The organism is Mesorhizobium quangtriensis (genome assembly GCF_040081925.1).
Taxonomy (GTDB): domain Bacteria; phylum Pseudomonadota; class Alphaproteobacteria; order Rhizobiales; family Rhizobiaceae; genus Mesorhizobium_K; species Mesorhizobium_K quangtriensis.
Map to the genome: position 1 here is coordinate 250020 of NZ_JBEBMF010000002.1, position 20723 is coordinate 270742.

Annotated in this window: 20 protein-coding genes; 11 read left to right on the top strand and 9 right to left on the bottom strand. The window is 63.6% G+C overall.

Annotated elements, in window-relative coordinates; all coding sequences use genetic code 11:
* Window positions 1-10: 10 nt before the first annotated feature.
* Window positions 11-715: a metal-dependent hydrolase gene (locus tag ABMA32_RS09900; protein ID WP_349013607.1), complete on the bottom strand. Its 705-nt coding sequence runs from the start codon at window positions 713-715 to the stop codon at window positions 11-13.
* A gap of 83 nt (window positions 716-798) precedes the next feature.
* Between ABMA32_RS09900 and ruvX the strand changes: the two genes are divergently transcribed.
* Complete coding sequence (gene ruvX / locus ABMA32_RS09905; RefSeq protein WP_349013608.1) at window positions 799-1284, top strand: Holliday junction resolvase RuvX; 486 nt, start codon at window positions 799-801, stop codon at window positions 1282-1284.
* On the opposite strand, the gene ABMA32_RS09910 is transcribed toward ruvX, so the two are convergent.
* Together ABMA32_RS09910 and ABMA32_RS09915 are read right to left on the bottom strand one after the other, a co-directional pair.
* Window positions 1251-1562 carry a DUF6105 family protein gene (locus ABMA32_RS09910; protein ID WP_349013609.1) on the bottom strand — a complete coding sequence of 104 codons (312 nt, stop codon included), beginning with the start codon at window positions 1560-1562 and terminating at the stop codon, window positions 1251-1253. The two genes, ruvX and ABMA32_RS09910, sit on opposite strands and share 34 nt — an antisense overlap.
* Before the next feature lie 228 nt (window positions 1563-1790).
* On the bottom strand, window positions 1791-3419 hold the full coding sequence (locus ABMA32_RS09915) for an acyl-CoA dehydrogenase family protein (RefSeq protein WP_349013610.1): 1629 nt from the start codon (window positions 3417-3419) through the stop codon (window positions 1791-1793).
* Window positions 3420-3610: 191 nt separating this feature from the next.
* On the opposite strand from ABMA32_RS09915, the gene ABMA32_RS09920 reads away from it, so the two are divergent.
* The 4 genes from ABMA32_RS09920 to dprA are packed head-to-tail and all read left to right on the top strand — an operon-like array spanning window position 3611 to window position 7620.
* Complete coding sequence (locus tag ABMA32_RS09920; protein ID WP_349013611.1) at window positions 3611-4570, top strand: aspartate carbamoyltransferase catalytic subunit; 960 nt, start codon at window positions 3611-3613, stop codon at window positions 4568-4570.
* Entirely contained in the window at window positions 4567-5853 is a 1287-nt protein-coding gene (locus tag ABMA32_RS09925) for a dihydroorotase (protein ID WP_349013612.1), read from the top strand. The genes ABMA32_RS09920 and ABMA32_RS09925 overlap by 4 nt, the downstream gene beginning before the upstream one ends.
* Window positions 5854-5887: 34 nt before the next feature.
* The gene (gene plsY / locus ABMA32_RS09930) at window positions 5888-6475 is read left to right on the top strand and encodes a glycerol-3-phosphate 1-O-acyltransferase PlsY (protein WP_349013613.1); all 588 of its coding nucleotides are present in this window, start codon (window positions 5888-5890) and stop codon (window positions 6473-6475) included.
* Entirely contained in the window at window positions 6472-7620 is a 1149-nt protein-coding gene (gene dprA / locus ABMA32_RS09935) for a DNA-processing protein DprA (protein ID WP_349013614.1), read from the top strand. Before plsY ends, dprA begins: the two co-directional genes overlap by 4 nt.
* Here the strand turns inward: dprA and ABMA32_RS09940 are convergent.
* Window positions 7582-7788, bottom strand: a complete 207-nt coding sequence (locus tag ABMA32_RS09940; protein ID WP_349013615.1) for a hypothetical protein — start codon at window positions 7786-7788, stop codon at window positions 7582-7584. The genes dprA and ABMA32_RS09940 overlap by 39 nt on opposite strands.
* A 277-nt stretch (window positions 7789-8065) precedes the next feature.
* Between ABMA32_RS09940 and topA the strand changes: the two genes are divergently transcribed.
* Genes topA through ABMA32_RS09960 form a run of 4 tightly spaced genes read left to right on the top strand, consistent with a single transcriptional unit; the run spans window position 8066 to window position 14182 of the window.
* The gene (topA, locus tag ABMA32_RS09945) at window positions 8066-10693 is read left to right on the top strand and encodes a type I DNA topoisomerase (RefSeq protein WP_349013616.1); all 2628 of its coding nucleotides are present in this window, start codon (window positions 8066-8068) and stop codon (window positions 10691-10693) included.
* A gap of 3 nt (window positions 10694-10696) precedes the next feature.
* The gene (rnr, locus tag ABMA32_RS09950) at window positions 10697-12994 is read left to right on the top strand and encodes a ribonuclease R (RefSeq protein ID WP_425475513.1); all 2298 of its coding nucleotides are present in this window, start codon (window positions 10697-10699) and stop codon (window positions 12992-12994) included.
* Window position 12995: 1 nt separating this feature from the next.
* Window positions 12996-13430, top strand: coding sequence for a DUF983 domain-containing protein (locus ABMA32_RS09955; protein ID WP_349013617.1), 435 nt, complete (start codon window positions 12996-12998; stop codon window positions 13428-13430).
* A 17-nt stretch (window positions 13431-13447) separates the two neighbouring features.
* Entirely contained in the window at window positions 13448-14182 is a 735-nt protein-coding gene (locus ABMA32_RS09960; protein WP_349013618.1) for an NUDIX hydrolase, read from the top strand.
* A 21-nt stretch (window positions 14183-14203) separates the two neighbouring features.
* Here the strand turns inward: ABMA32_RS09960 and ABMA32_RS09965 are convergent, their stop codons facing one another.
* The 3 genes from ABMA32_RS09965 to ABMA32_RS09975 all read right to left on the bottom strand — a co-directional run bounded on the left by ABMA32_RS09965 (window position 14204) and on the right by ABMA32_RS09975 (window position 16590).
* On the bottom strand, window positions 14204-14881 hold the full coding sequence (locus ABMA32_RS09965) for a hypothetical protein (RefSeq protein ID WP_349013619.1): 678 nt from the start codon (window positions 14879-14881) through the stop codon (window positions 14204-14206).
* Window positions 14882-14986: 105 nt separating this feature from the next.
* Window positions 14987-15592 carry an alpha/beta hydrolase gene (locus ABMA32_RS09970; RefSeq protein WP_349013620.1) on the bottom strand — a complete coding sequence of 202 codons (606 nt, stop codon included), beginning with the start codon at window positions 15590-15592 and terminating at the stop codon, window positions 14987-14989.
* Window positions 15589-16590 carry a glutathione S-transferase family protein gene (locus ABMA32_RS09975; protein WP_349013621.1) on the bottom strand — a complete coding sequence of 334 codons (1002 nt, stop codon included), beginning with the start codon at window positions 16588-16590 and terminating at the stop codon, window positions 15589-15591. The genes ABMA32_RS09970 and ABMA32_RS09975 overlap by 4 nt, the downstream gene beginning before the upstream one ends.
* Before the next feature lie 292 nt (window positions 16591-16882).
* Here ABMA32_RS09975 and ABMA32_RS09980 point away from each other — a divergent pair, with 292 nt between their 5' ends.
* Window positions 16883-18073, top strand: coding sequence for an MFS transporter (locus ABMA32_RS09980; protein WP_349013622.1), 1191 nt, complete (start codon window positions 16883-16885; stop codon window positions 18071-18073).
* A 127-nt stretch (window positions 18074-18200) separates the two neighbouring features.
* Window positions 18201-18368: a 50S ribosomal protein L33 gene (gene rpmG, locus ABMA32_RS09985; RefSeq protein ID WP_121582893.1), complete on the top strand. Its 168-nt coding sequence runs from the start codon at window positions 18201-18203 to the stop codon at window positions 18366-18368.
* Window positions 18369-18812: 444 nt separating this feature from the next.
* Here the strand turns inward: rpmG and ABMA32_RS09990 are convergent, their stop codons facing one another.
* Complete coding sequence (locus ABMA32_RS09990) at window positions 18813-20180, bottom strand: PleD family two-component system response regulator (RefSeq protein WP_349013623.1); 1368 nt, start codon at window positions 20178-20180, stop codon at window positions 18813-18815.
* Window positions 20180-20551, bottom strand: coding sequence for a response regulator (locus tag ABMA32_RS09995; RefSeq protein ID WP_349013624.1), 372 nt, complete (start codon window positions 20549-20551; stop codon window positions 20180-20182). The genes ABMA32_RS09990 and ABMA32_RS09995 overlap by 1 nt, the downstream gene beginning before the upstream one ends.
* Window positions 20552-20723: the final 172 nt, after the last annotated feature.

A 20723-nucleotide genomic window follows, 5' to 3' on the forward strand; every position in this document is an offset into this window, starting at 1 on the left:
CAACTGCCGCCTATATGTCAACCGCCTCGCCGACCTGCGGCACCAGCACCGTCGTCCCCGAGCCCTCCATGCCCTCCACGAACTTGTCGGGCGTCTGGTCGAGCAGGCCGAACGTCTTGTAGTGGCATGGCACCACCGTCTCGAACTTGAAAAAGCGCCGGCAAGCGAGCGCCGCCACGGCTCCGCCCATGGTGAAGCGGTCGCCGACGGGCACCAGACCGACCTCCGGCTGATGCAACTCGTTGATCAGCGCCATGTCGGAGAAAATGTCGGTGTCGCCCATGTGATAGAGCGTCTTGTCGTCAGGGAAATGCAGCACGAGCCCGTTGGGATTGCCGAGATAGACATTCGACCCGTCGCCGACGTTGAATGATGACGAATGCAGCGACTGCACGAACGTCGTGGTGAAGCTGCCGCAATCCACGGTACCGCCGGTGTTGCCGGGGTTAATCTTGTCGCCCGAAACGCCCTGGCCGACGAGATACATGCAGATTTCGAAATTGGAGACAAGCTGCGCGCCAGTCCTTTTGAGGATGTCTGCCGAGTTGCCGATGTGGTCATTGTGACCGTGTGTCAGAAGGACATGTGTAACGCCCTCCGACGGACCTTCCCATCCGCCGTCCCACAGCGGATTTTCGAGGAACGGGTCGATCAGGATCGTCGCCCCGCCGACTTCTATCCGAAACGCCGACTGTCCATACCAGGTCAGTTTCATCAAAATCTCCTTGATTTCATCCGTGCTGGAGGGACGTGTCCAGAAAATGTAGAAACGATGTGCAGGGCGTAAAGGGACAACCGTTGGCCGTCATTGACATTGCAGACCTACCCGCCACCCTGGTCGGCGGCAAGACGCTCGCTGGGCTGGACCTCGGCGAGAAGACGATCGGCGTTGCAGTCTCCGATCGCGGCCTCTCCTTCGCCCACCCCCGGCCAGTCATCGTACGCAAGAAGTTCACTGCCGACGCGACAGCGCTACTGGACCTTCTGGGAAAGGACAATGTCGGCGCGGTCGCCATGGGCCTGCCTGTCAACATGGATGGGTCCGAAGGCCCTCGCGCGCAGGCCTCACGTGCCTTCGTGCGCAACATCGCGCGGATGACCGCCTTGCCCTTCGTCTTCTGGGATGAGCGGCTATCGACCGTCGCTGCCGAACGGACGCTGATCGAGATGGACTTTTCCCGCAAGAAGCGCGCCGGCAAGATCGATTCCGCGGCGGCGGCCTTCATCCTGCAAGGTGTGCTGGACCGGCTTCACGCATTCGGCGACGGCTCCACGCCGAAATAGCGATCACGCCTTCCTCGCACCCAGACAGAAATCTCCTTGCGTCGGCGGAAGGCCCAGATGCCGAGGATCAGCAGTGTATCGAGGATGCAGGCCCGCGCGACCAGCCCGGGAATGATGTCGGGGTCCATCCCCAGCATGTTGCCATAGAGTTGGAACACGATGTCATGCGCATCCCGCGTCAGCATCACGTAACCGAAGTGGATGTTATTGAGCGACAGGAAATACCAGCCCCAGAACAGGCCCATCGGCAACGCCCACGCCGCGAACACCCACCGCATCAGAACCTCTCCGCGCCTGCTCGTCGTAACGAATACGCCCGGCATTGGTTCGCGTTCTGTCTTGAAAAAGCGCGCATGCGAATCCCTTTGGCCACGTAAGACAGTGGTTCCTGAAAATCTCCGGCGCAACGTAAACCATTTGTTAAGGTTAACGGAACGTTTCAGTGGATCGCTCGCACCGGCGGGATTGACGGCCCCGCGCGGCTCTCTGGTCTAGCGAAACGCCGCTCAGCCCGTCTGTGGGTAAAGTGTGTCCAGGATCAGTCGCGCGTCGTGACGCGCGTCCAACATGCCGTAGGTCGTGCGCCACTGGCCGGCCAGCCGCGTCTCGATGAAGGCGTCGGCAATGCGCCCTGCACCCATGCGCTTGAGTTCGGCAGCGGCAGCCGAAAGGGCAAGCTGTTCGGTCAGGATGCGCGCCGATCCCTCGTCCGAACCTGCCACCTGCATGGCGGCCTTCAGCACCGCAACCGTGCCCGGTCCACCCGCGCCCAGATCCTTCTCGATTCCCGCCAGAACCTCTTCGAACAGGGCCGGAGCGCGCGCCATGACGCGCAGTACGTCGAGCGCCATCACGTTGCCCGATCCTTCCCAGATCGCGTTGACCGGCGCCTCTCGATAGTAGCGCGCCAGCGGCATCTCTTCGACATAACCGTTGCCACCGATGCACTCCATCGCCTCGTAGAGCAGTGACGGCGCGATCTTGCAGACCCAGTATTTGACCACGGGCGTCATGGCGCGGGCGAAGGATGCCTCCCTCGGACTGCTCGCTGCATCGTCGAAGGAACGCGCCAGCCGGAACGACAGCGCGGACGCTGCGGCGACATCGAGCGCCATGTCCGCCAGCACGCGCTGCATCAGCGGCTGGTCGAACAGCTTCTGGCCAAAGGCCAAGCGGTGGCGCGCGTGGTGGATTGCCTCGGAAAGCCCGGCGCGCATCAGGCCGGAGGAAGCGAGTGCGCAGTCGAGTCGCGTCAGCGTCACCATGTCCATGATGGTTTTGACGCCGCCGCCCGGCTCGCCGACCATCTGCCCGATGGCGCCGGCGAACTCGACCTCGGACGAAGCATTGGAGCGGTTGCCGAGCTTGTCCTTCAGCCGCTGGAACCGGAAACCGTTGCCGGTCCCGTCGCCAAGAATGCGCGGCACAAGAAAGCAGGAGAGGCCCTCGCCTGCCTGGGCCAGCACGAGGAAGGCGTCGGACATGGGCGCTGACATGAACCATTTGTGCCCGGTGATGCGGTAGAAGCCGCTGCCCGCCCGCTCGGCGCGCGTCGTATTGGCGCGCACGTCGGTGCCGCCCTGCTTCTCGGTCATACCCATGCCGAGCGTCAGGCCGGTCTTCTCAACCGGAGGCTTGCTCGCCTGGTCGTATTTGCGCGTGGTAATGCGCGGCGCCCATTCCCGGAACAGCTGCGGACTCGCCATCAGCGCCGCCAGCGACGCGCTGGTCATCGTGATCGGACACAGATGTCCTGTTTCGAGCTGCGACGTCAGATAAAACCGCCCCGCCCGCACCTGATGACGGCGGCCTGTCTCGGCCGCGCCATTCTCCCAGATCGAGGAATGCAGCCCGCTGGCCACCGACCGGCGCATTAGGGCGTGGTAGGCCGGGTGATACTCCACCTGATCGATGCGCCTGCCCTGCCGATCATGCGTCCGCAGCACGGGCGTCTCGGTATTGGCCAGGCGCGCGGTATCCTGCGCCTCGGGCGACAGCACAAAGCGTCCGATGTTGTCGAGATCCTTGCGTACGGGCGCGGAAAAATCCTCCGCGATCTGGATCAGTAGCGGATCGCCGCGCCAGGCGTTGCCGCCTGCGATGGGAGGCGGCTGGTTTGTTACCTCGTCCGTCACGCGCTGTCCTTGGGCTGAAGTCTACCGGTTGAATCCCGGCCGACCCTTTGGGCTAATATAGACCAAGGTGTGGTTAACATGACGAAAATGCTGGCGCTGTGAAAATACCGGGGAGAAGGCGGCCAATCGGGAAATGCCGGCGCGGCAGGCCTTGCGAGACGTGAACCTGCACCCTATAGCAGCGCCTTGACATGACCGAAGCGCCCTCACCGCCGCTGTTTCGCCACCGCCATCTGCTTGGCATCGGCGACCTTTCTCCCCCCGACATCGAATTGCTTCTCGACCGCGCCGACGCGGCCGTGTCGATCTCGCGTCAGTCGGAGAAAAAGACCTCGACGCTGCGCGGGCGCACGCAGATCAACCTGTTCTACGAAGCATCGACCCGCACCCAGTCCTCCTTCGAACTGGCCGGCAAGCGGCTCGGTGCTGATGTCATGAACATGTCGGTCGCCTCGTCCTCGGTGAAAAAGGGCGAAACCCTGATCGACACCGCGATCACGCTGAACGCCATGCGGCCGGACATCCTGATCATCCGCCACCAGTCGGCGGGCGCGGCAGCGCTGCTTGCCCAGAAAGTCGGCTGCTCCGTGGTCAACGCCGGCGATGGCGCGCACGAGCACCCCACGCAGGCGCTGCTCGACGCGCTGACCATCCGCCGCGCCAAGGGTCCGCTGTCGAAGCTCATCGTCACCATCTGCGGCGACATCCTGCATTCGCGCGTGGCGCGCTCCAACATCCTGCTTTTGAACGCCATGGGCGCGCAGGTTCGCGTCGTCGCCCCCTCCACCCTGCTTCCGTCAGGAATCGAGAAGATGGGCGTGATTGTCAACCGCACAATGGCCGAAGGCCTCAAGGACGCCGACGTGGTCATGATGCTGCGCCTGCAGCGCGAGCGCATGGCCGGCGCCTTCGTGCCATCGGTGCGCGAGTATTTCCGCTACTTCGGCCTCGATGCCGAAAAGCTGAAGGCCGCCAAGGACGACGCGCTGGTAATGCACCCCGGCCCCATGAACCGAGGCGTCGAGATCGCGAGCGCCATCGCCGACGGGCCGCAGAGCGTCATCCAGGAGCAGGTCGAGATGGGCGTAGCCGTCCGCATGGCCGTTATGGAAGCGCTGCTGGATCCGCGACGCGATGGGGGCGCGAAATGAGCGTCACCGTCTTCACTAACGCACGCATCGTCGATCCCTCGCGCGGCATTGACGAGGTCGGCACGGTTATCGTCGACGGCGACAAGATCGCCGCCGCCGGCGCATCCGCGCGCAATCATGGCACGCCCGGCGGCGCAACCGTCATCGACTGCGCCGGCAAGGCGATCCTTCCCGGACTGGTCGATTCGCGGGTCTTCATCGGCGAACCCGGCGCGGAATATCGCGAGACCATCGCCTCGGCGAGCGAGGCAGCGGCCGCAGGCGGCGTCACCTCCATCGTGACGATGCCCGACACGGCTCCCGTCATCGACGACATCGCGCTGGTCGAGCATGTGCTGCGCGCAGCGCGCGATACGGCCTGCGTCCACGTCTACCCGGCTGCTGCCGTCAGCAAGGGCCTCGAAGGCCAGGAGATGACGGAATTCGGCCTTCTGCGCGAGGCCGGCGCGGTCGCATTCACCGACGGTCGCCACACGATCGCAAGTTCGCTCCTGATGCGCCGCGCGCTGACCTATGCGCGCGATTTCGGCGCTGTCATCGCGCACGAGACGCAGGACGCCGAGCTTTCCGCCAACGGCGTCATGAACGAGGGGCTCTATGCGAGCTGGCTCGGGCTATCAGGCATTCCGCGCGAGGCGGAAGCCATCCCGCTCGAACGCGACCTGATGCTGGCGCGGCTGACCGGCGGGGCCTATCACTCCGCGAAAATCTCCACAGCCATGTCGGCGGCGGCGATTGCACGCGCAAAATCCGACGGGGCGAACGTCACCGCCGCCGTCTCCATCAACAACCTCTCCCTCAACGAGAACGATGTCGGCGAATACCGCACATTCTTTCGGCTCTCGCCGCCGCTGCGAGCCGAGGATGACCGTGTTGCCATGATCGAGGCGATCAGGGATGGCACGGTAGACGTTATCGTCTCCTCGCACGACCCACAGGACGTCGACACCAAGCGCCTGCCCTTCGCCGACGCCGCCGGCGGCGCGATCGGGCTGGAAACACTGCTCGGGGCCGCCCTTCGCCTCTACCACAATGGCGACGTGCCGCTGCTGAGGTTGGCCGAAGTCCTATCGACGGCGCCCGCCAAGCTTTTCGGCCTGCCCGGCGGCCGGCTTTCGCCCGGCGCGCCTGCCGACCTGATCGTCGTCGATCTCGACGCGCCATGGATCGTGGCCGAGGCCGACATACGCTCGCGCTCCAAGAACACCTGCTTCGAGGGTGCCAGAATGCAGGGACAGGTCTTGCAAACGCTGGTTTCAGGCCGCACAGTTTTCCGGTTATAGGGGCGGCGGCGCACTGTCCGCCCCGGGAGGTCCAATGTCCTACCTGCCGATTCTCGCGCTGGTCTTCGGCTATCTGCTGGGATCGATACCGTTCGGCCTGCTGCTGACGCGTGCCGCCGGCCTCGGTGATGTGCGCAGCATCGGCTCGGGCAACATAGGCGCGACAAATGTCCTGCGCACCGGCAACAAAGGTCTCGCTGCCGCGACGCTCCTTCTCGACGCGCTGAAGGGCACCGCCGCCGTACTCATCGCAGGCATTTACGGCCCGGAACTCGCGATGGCCGCCGGCCTTGGCGCATTTCTGGGGCATATCTTCCCTGTCTGGCTTGGCTTCAAGGGAGGCAAGGGCGTCGCCACCTATATCGGCGTCCTTTTCGGCCTGATGTGGCAGGCCGGCCTGCTCTTCCTCGCGATCTGGATTCTGGTCGCGCTGGCGCTTCGCTATTCGTCGCTCTCGGCGCTGACCGCCTGCATTGTCACGCCCTTCGCGCTCTGGTTCATGGGGCGCAGCGATCTTGCGATCCTGTTCGCGGTCCTAAGCGTCATCGTCTTCATCAAGCATCGCGCCAACATTTCGCGCCTCCTCGCCGGCACCGAGACGCGCATCGGGGCCAAGGGTTGAGCACAGCCGGGGCCCCTCGCCTCAGCGACCGGCAACGGTTCTCCTGGCTTCGCCTCATCCGCACGCCCAATGTCGGGCCCGCCAGCTTCCGCGATCTCGTCAACAAGTTCGGCTCCGCCGAAGCCGCACTGGAAATCCTGCCTGAACTCGCGCTGGCGGGCGGCGCAGGCCGCAACGTTCGCATACCTGCCATCGCCGAGATCGAAGCTGAACTGGAGGCGGCGCGCAAATACGGCGCACGCTTTGTCGGCATTGGCGAAGCGGACTATCCGCCGCTGCTTAAGCGCATCGATCATCCTCCGCCCCTTCTGGCCGTGAAGGGCGAAGCGGCCGTTTTTTCGCTGCCGCCAATCGCCATCGTCGGCGCGCGCAATGCCTCGCTTGCTGGCGTCAGGATGGCGCGCATGCTCGCCGCCGAACTCGGTGAACGAGGCTATGGCGTCGTCTCGGGTCTCGCGCGCGGAATCGACACCGCTGCGCATCAGGGCAGCCTCGCGACAGGAACGGTCGCGGTGTTTGCCGGAGGCCTCGACCAGCCCTATCCTCCGGAAAACCGCGAACTGGCCGATCGGATCGCCTCCGGTTCGGGTGCCGCGGTTTCCGAAATGCCGTTTGGATGGGAGCCGCGCGCCAAGGACTTTCCACGTCGCAACCGCATCATCGCCGGCATGTCGCTTGGCCTGATCGTAGTTGAAGCGGCGCAGCGCTCCGGCTCGCTGATCAGCGCCCGCCTGGCAGGCGAAATGGGCCGGCTTGTCTTCGCCGTGCCCGGTTCGCCGCTCGACCCGCGCGCTGCCGGCGCCAACAGCCTGCTCAAGGACGGCGCGATTCTCGTCACCGAGGCATTGGACATCATCGAGGCGATCGCTCCGCTGACCGGCTCAACCATCCAGCTTCCGCCCAGAATGGAAGATCCGACCGACACCGAGATGTCGGATTTCCGGTCGACCGCACCGCCGGCCCAGAGCGACCGCGAACGCGTCATGGAGGCGCTAGGCCCCACCCCTGTCGGCATCGACGAACTGATCAGGCATACGGCTCTTCAACCGGCACAGGTCTCGGCGATTTTACTGGAGCTTGACCTCGCTGGCCGGCTCGAACGCCATTCAGGAGGACTGGTCACGCTTTTGCCGGGGGGCATCTGATACAGCGTTGCTTCGCAGGGCGTCGCTCGCCTCCAGATGCGCCATCTCTATAAGATAGGCCAGCATGTCAAAACTTTCGCCGGCAGCCATAGAACGCAGTTGCCCAAGCATAGATTGAATATATTCGAGCGTTTCCGCCTGTCTCTTCAACGGCTGCATATGCGCCATGCATGACTCCAATGCCGCCCGCTGCGATTTGCCTGCGCAGAGCAGCCGTTCCAAACTCCAGTCTTCTCCGGTTGTTAGGATCGCACCCCCAACAGGCAGCAACTCTAACATAAATACTTAAGGTAGCAAGGAATTTTGACCTACCGCATAGGTTGCATAAGGGGGAAAATGCCCGCCCGCACTTGACCGAATGCCAAAGCCCGGCCATTTGACGAGCGATTCCACATTTCAGGCGCGACAAATCTTCGCCGGCGCCACAAGGAAAATTGAACAGCTCATGGACGTTGTCGTCGTCGAATCGCCTGCGAAGGCGAAAACGATCAACAAGTATCTCGGCCGAAACTACAAGGTTTTGGCATCCTATGGCCACGTGCGCGACCTGCCGGCCAAGGACGGCTCGGTGCGCCCGGATGACGATTTCTCAATGTCCTGGGAAGTCGATGGCCCTTCCTCCAAGCGCTTGAGTGAAATCGCCTCCGCCATGAAGGAGGCCGATGGCCTGATCCTCGCGACCGACCCGGATCGCGAGGGCGAAGCGATCTCATGGCATGTGCTGGAGGTGCTGAAGAACAAGCGCGTGCTGAAAGACAAGCCGGTCAGCCGCGTCGTCTTCAACGCCATAACCAAGCAGTCCGTGCTCGACGCGATGGCCAAGCCGCGCCAGATCGATGCGCCGCTGGTCGATGCCTATCTCGCCCGCCGAGCGCTCGACTACCTCGTCGGCTTCACGCTCTCGCCAGTTCTCTGGCGCAAGCTGCCCGGCTCGCGGTCAGCAGGCCGCGTGCAGTCCGTTGCCCTCCGTCTCGTCTCCGACCGAGAGGTCGAGATCGAAAAGTTCATCCGCGAGGACTACTGGCAGATCGCAGCCCTCCTCGCCACGCCACGCGCCGACTCCTTCGAGGCCCGACTCACCGGTTTCGAGGGCAAGCGGCTGCAGAAGCTCGACATATCCAGCCAGGCGCAGGCCGACGACATCCGCGCCATGCTGCAAGGCGCGTCCTTCAAGGCTCTATCGGTCGAGGCCAAGCCGACGAAGCGGAATCCCGGCCCGCCCTTCACCACCTCGACGCTGCAGCAGGCGGCGTCCTCGCGTCTCGGCTTCTCTGCCACGCGCACGATGCAGATCGCGCAGCGCCTCTACGAGGGCATCGACATCGGCGGCGAGACCGCCGGCCTCATCACCTACATGCGAACCGACGGCGTGCAGATGGCGCCGGAGGCTATCGAGGGTGCCCGTGCCGCAATCGCCAAGGAGTTCGGCGAAAAGTACCTGCCGGAGAAGCCTCGCTTCTATTCGACCAAGGCCAAGAACGCGCAGGAAGCCCACGAGGCAATCCGCCCGACCGACTTCTTCCGCACGCCGGGCGCGATGCGCCAGTATCTCGATGCCGACCAGTTCCGCCTCTACGACCTGATCTGGAAGCGCGCCATCTCCAGCCAGATGAACCCGGCCGAGATCGAGCGCACCACCGCCGAGATCGAGGCCGTCAATGGTTCGCGCACAGCGACGCTGCGTGCTGTCGGCTCTGTCGTCCGGTTCGACGGCTTCATCGCCGCGTACACCGACCAGAAGGAAGACGACGCCGAGGATGAGGAAAACCGCCGCCTTCCGGAAATCCGCGCCGGCGAAGCCCTGAAGCGCGAGAAGATCGACGTCACCCAGCACACCACCGAGCCGCCGCCGCGCTACACCGAGGCCACGCTCATCAAGAAGATGGAAGAGCTCGGTATCGGCCGGCCTTCCACCTACACGGCCATCCTCAAGACGCTCGAGGACCGCGAATACGTCGCCATCGACAAGCGCAGGCTCATTCCGCAGGCCAAGGGCCGGCTGCTCTCTGCCTTCCTCGAAAGCTTCTTCGAGAAATATGTCGAGTATGATTTCACCGCGTCGCTCGAAGAGAAGCTGGACGAAATCTCCGACGGCAAGCTCGCCTACAAGGAAGTGCTGCGCGACTTCTGGCGCGATTTCTCGGCGGCGATCGACGACATCAAGGACCTGCGCATCTCTGAAGTGCTTGACGCGCTGAACGAGGACCTTGCGCCGCTGCTGTTCCCGGCGCGCGCCGACGGCTCCAACCCGCGCACCTGCCCCAAATGCGGAACCGGTACTCTGTCGCTGCGCCTTGGTAAAAGCGGCGGCTTCATCGGCTGCTCCAACTATCCCGAGTGCAACTACACGCGCCAGTTCGGTGCAGAAGGCGCCGAAGGTGAATCGGAAGGCCCGAAGGAACTCGGCAAGGATCCCTACACCGGCGAGGAGATCACGCTGCGCTCCGGCCGTTTCGGACCCTACCTCCAGCGCGGCGACGGCAAGGATGCCAAGCGCTCAAGCCTGCCCAAGGGCTGGACACCGGACTCGATCGACCACGAAAAGGCGCTGGCTCTGCTCGCGCTGCCGCGCGACGTCGGCCAGCATCCCGAGAGCGGCAAGATGATATCGGCCGGCCTTGGCCGCTACGGACCCTTCGTGCTCCACGACGGCACCTACGCCAATCTTGAATCCATTGAGGACGTGTTCTCCATCGGCCTCAACCGCGCGGTCACCGTCATCGCCGACAAGCTCTCGAAGGGTCGCGGCGCGCGCAACGGCGGAACGCCGGCCGCGCTCAAGGAACTCGGCGACCATCCAGATGGCGGCAAGATTACTGTCCGCGACGGTCGCTACGGTCCCTATGTGAACCACGAGAAGACCAATGCCACGCTCCCCAAGGGCAAGGACCCTATGTCGGTGACTCTGGAGGAAGCGCTCGTGCTGATCGCCGAGCGCGCCGCCAAGGGCGGCGGCAAGAAGCCCGCACGCAAGGCCGCCGCAAAATCGGGCGCCACCAAGAAGGCGGCGACCGCGAAGAAGTCGACCAAAAAGCCGGCGGCGAAGAAGGCCGCGCCCAAGGAAAAGGCGTAAACCTTGGCGCGGCGGATACCCGGAACCGGAAAACCCGCCGCCAAACGTGCGGCTGCGAAAGGCGATTTCCGGCCGTCGAAGGAAGACATCCTCAAATACATTGCGGAAAACCCCGATCGCGCAGGCAAACGCGAGATCGCAAAGGCCTTTTCGCTGAAGGGTGACGACCGCGTCTGGCTGAAGGACATACTCCGCGACCTGCAGGACGAGGGCCTGCTGACAAAGGAACGCAAGCGCCTGTCGCGCCCCGGCGGTCTGCCGCCCGTCACGGTTCTCGAAATCTATGCGCGCGACACCGATGGCGGCTTGCTCGCCCGTCCGTCGGAATGGGACCAGTCTCGCTTTGGCGACGCGCCCGTCGTTTCGCTCCGCCCCTACCGCAATGGTCCGGCCCCCGGCATAGGCGACCGCGTGCTGGCGAAAACCTTTGCGACTGGCGAGGACGAAGGCCCAGCCTACACCGGCCGTGTCATAAAGGTGTTCGAACGCCGCGCCGAAGCCGTGCTCGGCGTGCTGCGCCAGATGGACGACGGCTCCTTCCGTATTGAGCCTGTCGAGCGCCGACAGTCAGAGATGATCATCGGCCGTGACGACCTCAACGGCGCCGAAAAAGGCGATCTGGTCGAGGTCGAGCAGACCTCCTCCGCCCGCTACGGCCTGCCGCGCGGCCGTGTTCTGCAGCGGCTCGGCTCGCTGACCTCGGAGAAGGCGGTTTCAATGATCGCCATCCACGCGCACGAAATCCCGCACATCTTCCCGCCCGACGTGCTTGCCGAGGCCGAAGCTGTGAAGCCGGCGACGATGAAAGGCCGCGAAGACTGGCGAAACCTGCCGCTCGTCACCATCGACCCCGCGGACGCCAAGGACCACGATGACGCGGTCCACGCCGAGCCGGACCCCGACGAGGCAAACACGGGTGGCGTCATCGTCACCGTCGCCATCGCCGATGTCGCGGCCTATGTCGTGCCGGGCTCGGCGCTCGATCGCGAGGCGCTGAAGCGCGGCAATTCGGTGTATTTTCCCGACCGGGTCGTGCCGATGCTGCCCGAGCGCATCTCCAACGACCTGTGCTCGCTACGGCAAGGCGTGGAACGCCCGGCCATGGCCGTCCGCATGACGTTCACGGCGGATGGCCGCAAGATCAGGCATTCGTTCCACCGTATCATGATGAAGTCGGCCGCTCGCCTCGCTTATCCTCAGGCGCAGGCGGCGATCGACGGCGCCACAGACGATGTCACTGGGCCGATCCTCGACACGGTCCTACGCCCGCTGTGGGATGCCTACGCCATCCTGAAACGCGGCCGCGAGTCGCGCCATCCGCTCGAACTCGACCTGCCCGAGCGCAAGATCCTGCTTAAGTCGGACGGCACGGTAGACCGCGTGATCGTCCCCGAACGCCTCGACGCCCATAAGCTGATCGAGGAATTCATGATCCAGGCCAACGTCGCGGCGGCCGAGACGCTGGAGGCGAAGCGCCAGGCGCTCGTCTACCGCGTCCACGACGCCCCGTCGCTTGCCAAGCAGGAATCGCTGCGCGAATTCCTCGCCACGCTCGGCATGTCGCTGGCGCGCGGGGCGGACCTGACGCCGCGCCAGTTCAACGGCATCCTTGCCCAGGTGGAAGGGGCCGAAAACCAGGCGCTGGTCAACGAGGTCGTGCTGCGCACACAGAGCCAGGCGATCTATTCGCCCGAGAATCTCGGCCATTTCGGCCTCAATCTGCGCCGCTACGCGCACTTCACCTCGCCGATCCGCCGCTACGCCGACCTCATCGTGCACCGCGCACTGATCTCGTCGCTGAAGCTTGGCCCGGACGGCATCACGCCCGCCGAGGAGGAGCGGCTTGAGGAAATCTCGGGCCTGATCTCGGCCACCGAACGGCGCGCCATGGCCGCCGAGCGCGAGACGGTGGATCGGCTGGTCGCGGCTTTTCTATCCGAACAGGTCGACCAGACCTTCGAGGCGCGCATATCTGGTGTGACGAAATCGGGACTATTTGTCCAATTGCCGCAGTACGGCGCGGATGGTTTCATACCTATATCTTCGCTTGGAGATGATTATTACCATTTCGACGAAGCGGCCCGTGCCCTCTTCGGCAGCAATTCCGGCAAGGGTTTCCAGCTTGCCGATCATGTCGAGGTGAAACTGGTCGAAGTCGCGCCGTTGGCTGGTGCGATGCGTTTCGAGATGTTGAGCGAACCCAAGCCCCTGCCCGGCTCGAAACGCTCATTCCATAAATCGAAATCGGGCAGACGGGTTCGCGAGCGCGCTTCGCAGCCGCGCAACCGCAGGAGACGATGAAATGGAACAGCAGGTATTCGGCGGCGTGCATCACACCGGTCGCACTGCCCGTCCGCTCTGGAACGCCATCTTCAACGGCCTGCGCTGCCGGTGCCCGAAATGCGGCGAAGGCAAGCTCTTTAACGGCTTCCTCAAGGTTGCGCCCGCTTGCGACCGGTGCGGCGAGGAGTTTCATCACCACCGCGCCGACGACTTGCCCGCCTATCTGGTGGTGGTCATCGTCGGCCACGTCATCGTCGGCGCCTTCATGGGCTTCGAGGCGACCAGCACGCTGTCGACATGGCAGCATCTGGCCATCTGGGTGCCCCTGACCATAGCGATGGCGCTCGGCATGCTCCGTCCGGTCAAGGGCGGCGTGGTCGGCCTGCAATGGGCGCTGTACATGCACGGCTTCGGCGGCGAGCGCGACGCGCTCGAAACGCATCCGGAGATTTGAGCGCGGACCCGCCTTCCATGGAAGGACTGCCGAAGTCCGAAGTCGATCGGCTCGAAGCAAACGCGCTAGGCCCCGGGCCGCTACGCCCCCGCGACGCCGGCACCCTTATGCTGCTCGACCGTAGCGGCGATGATGTGCGTGTCCTCATGGGTCGCCGCCACATGCGCCACGCCTTCATGCCCGGAAAGTTCGTTTTTCCCGGCGGCCGGACCGACCCGTCCGACAGCCGTATCGTCGTCGCCTCCGGCCTTCATCCCCATGAGGAACAGAAGCTAACGGCCGGAACAGGCCGCACGAGCCTGACCCGAGCCCGCGCCATTGCGCTCTCTGCCGTCCGCGAGACCTTCGAGGAAGCTGGGCTTCTGATCGGCGAGCGCGGTCCGTTCGTTGCGGGCAAGGCGGAGTGGCAGGCTTTTGCCGACCACGGCGTGCGGCCGGCGCTCGCGGGCCTGCGCATGATCGCGCGCGCCATCACGCCGCCCGGCCGGGTACGCCGCTTCGATACGCGTTTCCTCGCAGCATGGCGCGAGGACGTCGCCGTCGAATTGCCCGGTGGCGGCCCGACAGACGAACTTGAGGAACTTGTCTGGCTGCCGATCGCGGAGGCGAAACAAGCGGACGCGCCAGAAATTACGCGAACCGTGCTTGTAGAATTGGAAAAGCGCCTAGGCGCCGACCCGGCGCTTTCGCCAGGCGGCCCAGCACCTTGCTACCGGATGGTGCGCAAGACCTTCATGCGCGAGATGCTCTGAGCCGCCTCGTAGCGGACGCGCTCACTGCGATTCCGGCGTCAGTTCCCGCACCTCGAAACGCGACAGGTTGAGCTGTGTCTTCGACCGTCCGGTCTGGGCGGCGGCAAGCTCGAAGCCGACCAGCGAGCCGCCTTCCGGAGCCATCGCCTCGAACTCGATGACCGGGCGGTCGTTCACCTTGAACGTCACCATGTTGCCCTTCATGACCGCGGAAAGCTCGAACTTGTCGCCGGCTGCGAACTTCCGGTTCCCCGGCAGCGCGGTCCAGTTGACGGGCGTCAGCCACTTGTTGTTCTGCAGGCGCTGCACGCTGTAGATACCGACCAGCGGCGCGACCTCGAAGGCGTAGTAGTTTTCGAGATCGACACCCCACACGATCAGGCCGACATAGGGCTGCGTCTCGCAGCGGTCGGCGTCGGTGCAGTTGTACGTTACCTTGTAGGTCGCGCAGATCACCGCATTGTCGAAGAAACCCCACTGGCTGATCGCGCGTTTGACGGTACCAGGCGGATAGTCGGTGGAAAGGCCCTCTCCGTCGAGGCGTTCCACCTTGGGATCGACCGCCACGCCCCAGGCGCGGTTCAGCTTGCTGAAATTGTCCTCCATCAGCACCTTGCCGCCCTCGCACGCAAGGGCGGCCACCGGGACCAGCAGAACGCCTGCAGCGAGTACCGCGGCCTTCAGAAAAGCTCTCAACATCGCTGTCCTCTCCAAACGCTCCGCCGCGACGCGCGGCTTCCTGCCCGTCACAATACCATCTCAGACGGTCGCGCATAGTCTGATGATCCGCCTATGCCCTCAAAATCAGCCGGCGAAGACCTTCTTCAGGAAATCGCAGGCGGCCTTCGCCCCGCCCGCCGAGATCGTGTGTCCCACTCCCGGAACGAAAAGCGTGTCGATGGATATGCCTTCCTGGCGCAAACGCTCCGCCGCGCGCTGGGATTCGGTTGCCGGAATAACCGGATCGGCGGCCCCGTGGATGAGCAGTGCCTTTGTTGCGAGGGACGGAGCAAGCGGCTCCGGCGATGCCAGCCTACCGGCAAACCCGACGACGGCCGCAACCGGCCACCGACCGGAGGCGAGCACGTCGAGCGCCATGATCGTCCCCTGTGAGAACCCCACCAGCGCAACGCGTTCCGGCGAGTTGGCGAACCCATGCGCACCGACGATTTCCGGGATCGTCCGGTCGAAGCGTCCGCGCGCCTCGAAAACACGCGCGGGGCGGTTCGCCTCGGTCACCCCGGCAATGCTGAACCATTGCCGTCCCGCTCCGCCCTGGTCGCAGGCGAACGGTGCGTCCGGGGCGGCGAATATCGTGTTCGGCAGCCTGTCCCGCCAAGCTTCCCCCAAAGGAGCAAGGTCTGCCCCGTTGCTCCCGACACCGTGCAGAAAAATAACAAGCGAAGTCATGGCGCACTCGGCGAGGATTGAGAGGCAAGGCGTACGGCGGCCGGGTCGAGGCCGGGAAGATCCGGCCCAACCGGCACGATTCCGGTCGGATTGAGGCTCTTGATCGAATAGTAGCCCTTCTTGATGTGGTCGATGCTGACCGTTTCCCGGACTCCGGGCACCGCCAGCATGCGCCCCAGCCACGCGCTCAATTCGGGATAGTCGACGATCCGGCGCAGATTGCATTTGAATATGCCGTGATAGGCCGCATCGAATCGAACGAGCGTCACGAACAGGCGGATGTCCGTCTCGGTAAAGCTCTCGCCGAACAGGAACGGGCCAACGTCCCGCAATCGCGTCTCCAGTTCGTCGAGCATGCCGAACACGTCGGCAAATGCTTCCTCGTAGGCGATCTGGCTCGTCGCGAAGCCTGCGCGATAGACGCCGTTGTTCAACGCCGGATAGATGCGGTCATTGAGCGCGTCGATCTCGCCACGCAGCGCCTGCGGGTAAAGGTCGATCGCCGTGCTGGCCAATTCCCCAAAACCGGAATTGAACATGCGCACAATGTCCGCCGACTCGTTGTTGACGATGGTCCGGCGCTGCCTGTCCCAGAGTACCGGAACCGTGGCGCGGCCGGTATAGTGCGGGTCGGCCCTCGTGTAGATCTCGTGCATATAGGTCGCACCGTTGACCGGGTCGTCGGTCGCGCCGGGATAGGTCCCAAAACGCCACCCCTGGTCTGTCAGCGTCGGCTCCACGACCGAAAGCGAGACGACCTCTTCGAGACCCTTGAGCTTGCGCGCGATCAGCGCTCGCGACGCCCATGGGCAGATCAGCGCGACATAAAGATGGTAGCGGCCCACCTCGGCCCTGAAACCGCGCTCGCCGCTCGGGCCTGCCGTTCCGTCTGGCGTTACCCAGTTGCGAAAGCCGGAAATCTGGCGGACGAACCCGCCTTTTTCGTCGGTCGCCTGCACCGGCTGCCACTTCTCGACCCACTTCCCATCGACGAGCACGCGCCAATTCCTTCCATTTTGGCGCACGCAAGCGCCCGGAATTATCCGATAGCGCCTCGAACGGCCCGTGTCCGCACTCGAGTTGGAAACGCTTCGTCACCTCCAACGGCGCAAACGATGGGTTTTCCCACAGGTGCGCCGCCACCTCCCTTCCCCAGCGGCACGTCATTCCGTGTCAATGCATTGACATGAAGTCCCGCTACCGGCATTGCCGTGGCCGGACCTTGTCCTCGGCCATCGTCACAATGCCCGGATCTCAAACGACCAGATCGCATACGGCCAGACCGCATACATGCACAGCCCGCTCACCAAGGATCCGGACAAGCTGCACTGGTTGCCCATTTCGGCGGCAATCTCCTCGATCAGCGTCGTCGGCATCGCCATCGGGCTCGGCATGCCGCTTTTGAGCGTCATCCTCGAATCGCGTGGCATTTCGGCCACGATGATCGGACTGAACACGGCCATCGCCGGCGTGGCCTCGATCGTCGCAGCGCCGTTCGCCACCCCGCTAGCTGTCCGTTTCGGCGTCGTCTGGACCATGCTGTCGATGATCCTGCTCGGTGCGATCGCTTTCGTGGGTTTCTACTTCGTCTCAAGCTTCTGGATGTGGTTTCCGTTGCGAGCGATCCTCCATTTCGCCCTGACGGTTCTTTTCATCCTGTCGGAATTCTGGATCAGTTCGTCTGCGCCGCCGCGCCAGCGGGGTTTTGTGCTGGGCATCTACGGAACGGTGCTGGCGCTGGGCTTTGCTGGCGGCCCCTGGCTTTTCGCGCAGATCGGCAGCCAGGGCTTCCTGCCTTTCGGCATCACCTTCGTGCTGGTCGCCCTTGCGGCCATTCCGGTACTGGCTGCATGGCGGGAAAGCCCGGCGATCCACACAGGCGATGCGGAACAGCCCAAGTCCTTCATCCGCTTTATCTGGCTGGTCCCAACCGCCACGGCGGCCGTTTTGGTGTTCGGCGCGGTGGAAACCGGCGGTTTCGCGCTGTTCCCGGTCTATGGCGCGCGCATCGGCTACTCGGAATCCGATGCCGCACTTCTGCTCAGCATGATCGGACTCGGCAATGTCATGATGCAGATTCCCATGGGCATGCTGAGCGACAGGGTCAGCGACCGGCGCCATCTTCTGCTTCTCTGCGCGGTCATCGGCTTGATCGGCACGCTGCTGATGCCTCATCTCATGTCCAACTGGCACATCATGGCGCTTCTCCTGTTCCTTTGGGGAGGCGCGGTCGCAGCCCTCTACACCGTCGGGCTCGCCCATCTGGGGTCGCGCCTCACAGGGCGTGACCTGGCTTCCGCCAACGCGGCTTTCGTCCTCTGTTACGGGCTCGGCATGGTCGTTGGCCCGCAGGCCGTCGGCATCGGCATGGACCTTTTCGGTACGAATGGCTTCGGCTGGTCGCTCAGCTTCTTCTTTGCGGCCTACATCGTTCTTGTCATCTGCCGTACCCTGCCCGGCATGCGCCACCGCATCGGCTGAAAGCCGGAGTCCAGCACAGGCTTGACTTTCGAGCGGCGATCTTTATGTGTCGCGCCAAGTTTTCCGCGTCCGGACCTCGTCCGCGTCGAAGCGGCACGAACTCCAGACAATCGAACGGACCGAAAAGATGGCCAAGGCTGCAAAACTCAAGATCAAGCTTCTGTCGACCGCCGATACCGGCTTCTTCTATGTGACGAGCAAGAACAGCCGCACGAAGACCGACAAGCTGTCGTTCCGCAAGTACGACCCGGTCGTCAAGAAGCATGTCGAGTTCAAGGAAACCAAGATCAAGTAAGATCGGTTTTCGCTGAATCATCGAACGCCGCCTCCGGGCGGCGTTTTTGTTTGCGCGCGAAAAAGGCGGGCAGCACGCCTCAGTAAGAGACCTACAGGCACGATTGTGCAATGAAAACTGCCAGTTAGAGCGGTTTCATGACTCGATTTATCAGAAAATAAGGGGGCCGGTCGGCGGTTGGCAGCGGTACGAGGAGGCCACTGTGCGCCAGCGCCGGCCGGCCAACCCCACGGACCCAGGAGATGCGGCGGACCTGAGCATCATGGGGTATTTCTCAGGTGTTCCGGTTCGTCATTCCCCGTTGGTTCACCTGTTCTGGTAGAACCACACTCGTCCAAAGGTCCTGTAAAATCAATACTTTCTTAACCACGCGACCGGCCTCGCTTGGATTAAGGTAAATTCCGGATACAGGAGGTCTTGACCTTAAGGTTATTTGCCGCTGCGTCAGGCTGCCTTTGCAACGACCCTGTTACGACCGCTGCTTTTGGCCTCGTAGAGCGCCACATCGGCGCGTTTCAGCAAATCCGGCATCGAATCGACGCCATGCCGCAATGACGAGACGCCGACGCTGACAGTGACGGGAATCTTCAGGTCCCCGATCAGGAACGGCCTGTCGGCGATCTCGGCGCGCACACGCTCGGCGACCTTCTGCGCGATTGCGGCATCGGTGTCCGGCATCACGACGACAAACTCCTCGCCGCCGAACCGGCAGGCCAGGTCGATGCCGCGAACGTTCTTCCGCAGCCTTTGCGCGAATTCGCGCAGAACGACGTCGCCGCCATCATGGCCATGGCTGTCGTTGATCGACTTGAAGCGATCGATGTCGGTGATCAGCAGGGAAAGCGGGCGGCGGCGCGCAACGGCACGGTCGAAGAGCGTCTGCAGGTGGCTGTCAAGATAACGCCGGTTGTGCAGGCCGGTAAGCGGGTCGGTGACGGCCATCTCAATCGTCTGGGTCACGCTCTGCCTGAGATGATCGTTGTAGCGCTTGCGGCGCACCTGCGTCCGCAGCCGGGCCGTCAGTTCCTGCTGGTCGATCGGCGTCGTCAGATAGTCGTTGATGCCAAGTTCGAGGCCCCGGACGATCCGTTCGTCCTCCCCCACCCCGGCGAGCAGGATGATCGGCACGAAACGCGTAGCATCCATGGACCGAAGCTGCGAACAGAGCCGCAGCGGGTCGAATTCGGCGAAACCGGTCGAGACGACGATGCACTCGTAGGCGCCTTCAGCAGCCCGGAAAAAGCCGACATGCGGGTCGCTGGCGATCTCCAGTTCCGCGATATCATCCAGCATTTCAGCGATCCGCCTGCCGTTTTCAGGCTGTTCGTCTATCAGCAGCACGCGCGGTTTCTGTTCGGCCGCGGGCTCGCGCCGCGCAAGCAGTTCCTCGATGCCGATATTGCGCGTCGTCGACGCGCGCAGGCGCAGTTCGTCCGTCAGCATCTTCAGCCGGACAAGGCTGCGTACCCGCGTCATGAGCTGCAGGTCGTTCACCGGCTTGGTCAGGAAATCGTCCGCGCCGGCCTCCAGCCCCCGTATCCGGTCTGAGACGTGGTCGAGCGCTGTGACCATGACAACGGGAATATGCGATGTCGCCGGGTCGTTCTTCAGCCTGCGACAGACCTCGAAGCCATCCATGTCAGGCATCATTACGTCGAGCAGGACGACGTCCACCTTGCCGTTCTCGCATGTCTCGATGGCGTCGACGCCATTCGACGCCGTCAGCACGTCGAAATATTCGGCCAGCAGCCGGACTTCGAGCAGCTTGACGTTTGCGGGGATGTCGTCGACGACGAGGATACGCGCGGTCATCAGGCGTCGCCCAGGTACGATTTGATGGTTTCGATGAAGCGCGGCACCGAGATGGGCTTCGATATGTAGGCCTCGCAGCCACCCTGCCGTATGCGTTCCTCATCCCCCTTCATCGCGAACGCGGTCACCGCGATCACGGGGATCTTGTGCAGGTCGTCGTCCTCTTTCAGCCAGCGCGTCACGTCGAGGCCGGAGACCTCGGGCAACTGGATATCCATGAGGATCAGGTCGGGACGATGCTGGCGCGCCAGGTCGAGCGCCTCAAGCCCGTTTCGCGTGCGCACGGTCTCGTAGCCGCTGGCCTCGATCAGGTCGCGAAAGAGCTTCATGTTGAGCTCGTTGTCCTCGACGATCATGACTTTCTTCGGCATCGACATCCCGTTTCAACCGCCCGGACCGACCGGACAGTCATCGCCCAAACGCCGCTGCGGGCGTCAAACCCCACAGACAGCTTACGACAAGAACCTTGACGAAACGCAAACCAACAGCTTCGAAGGCAAGCATTCCGCTACCCGGCGTTGCCTACACAGGATAGGTAACCGG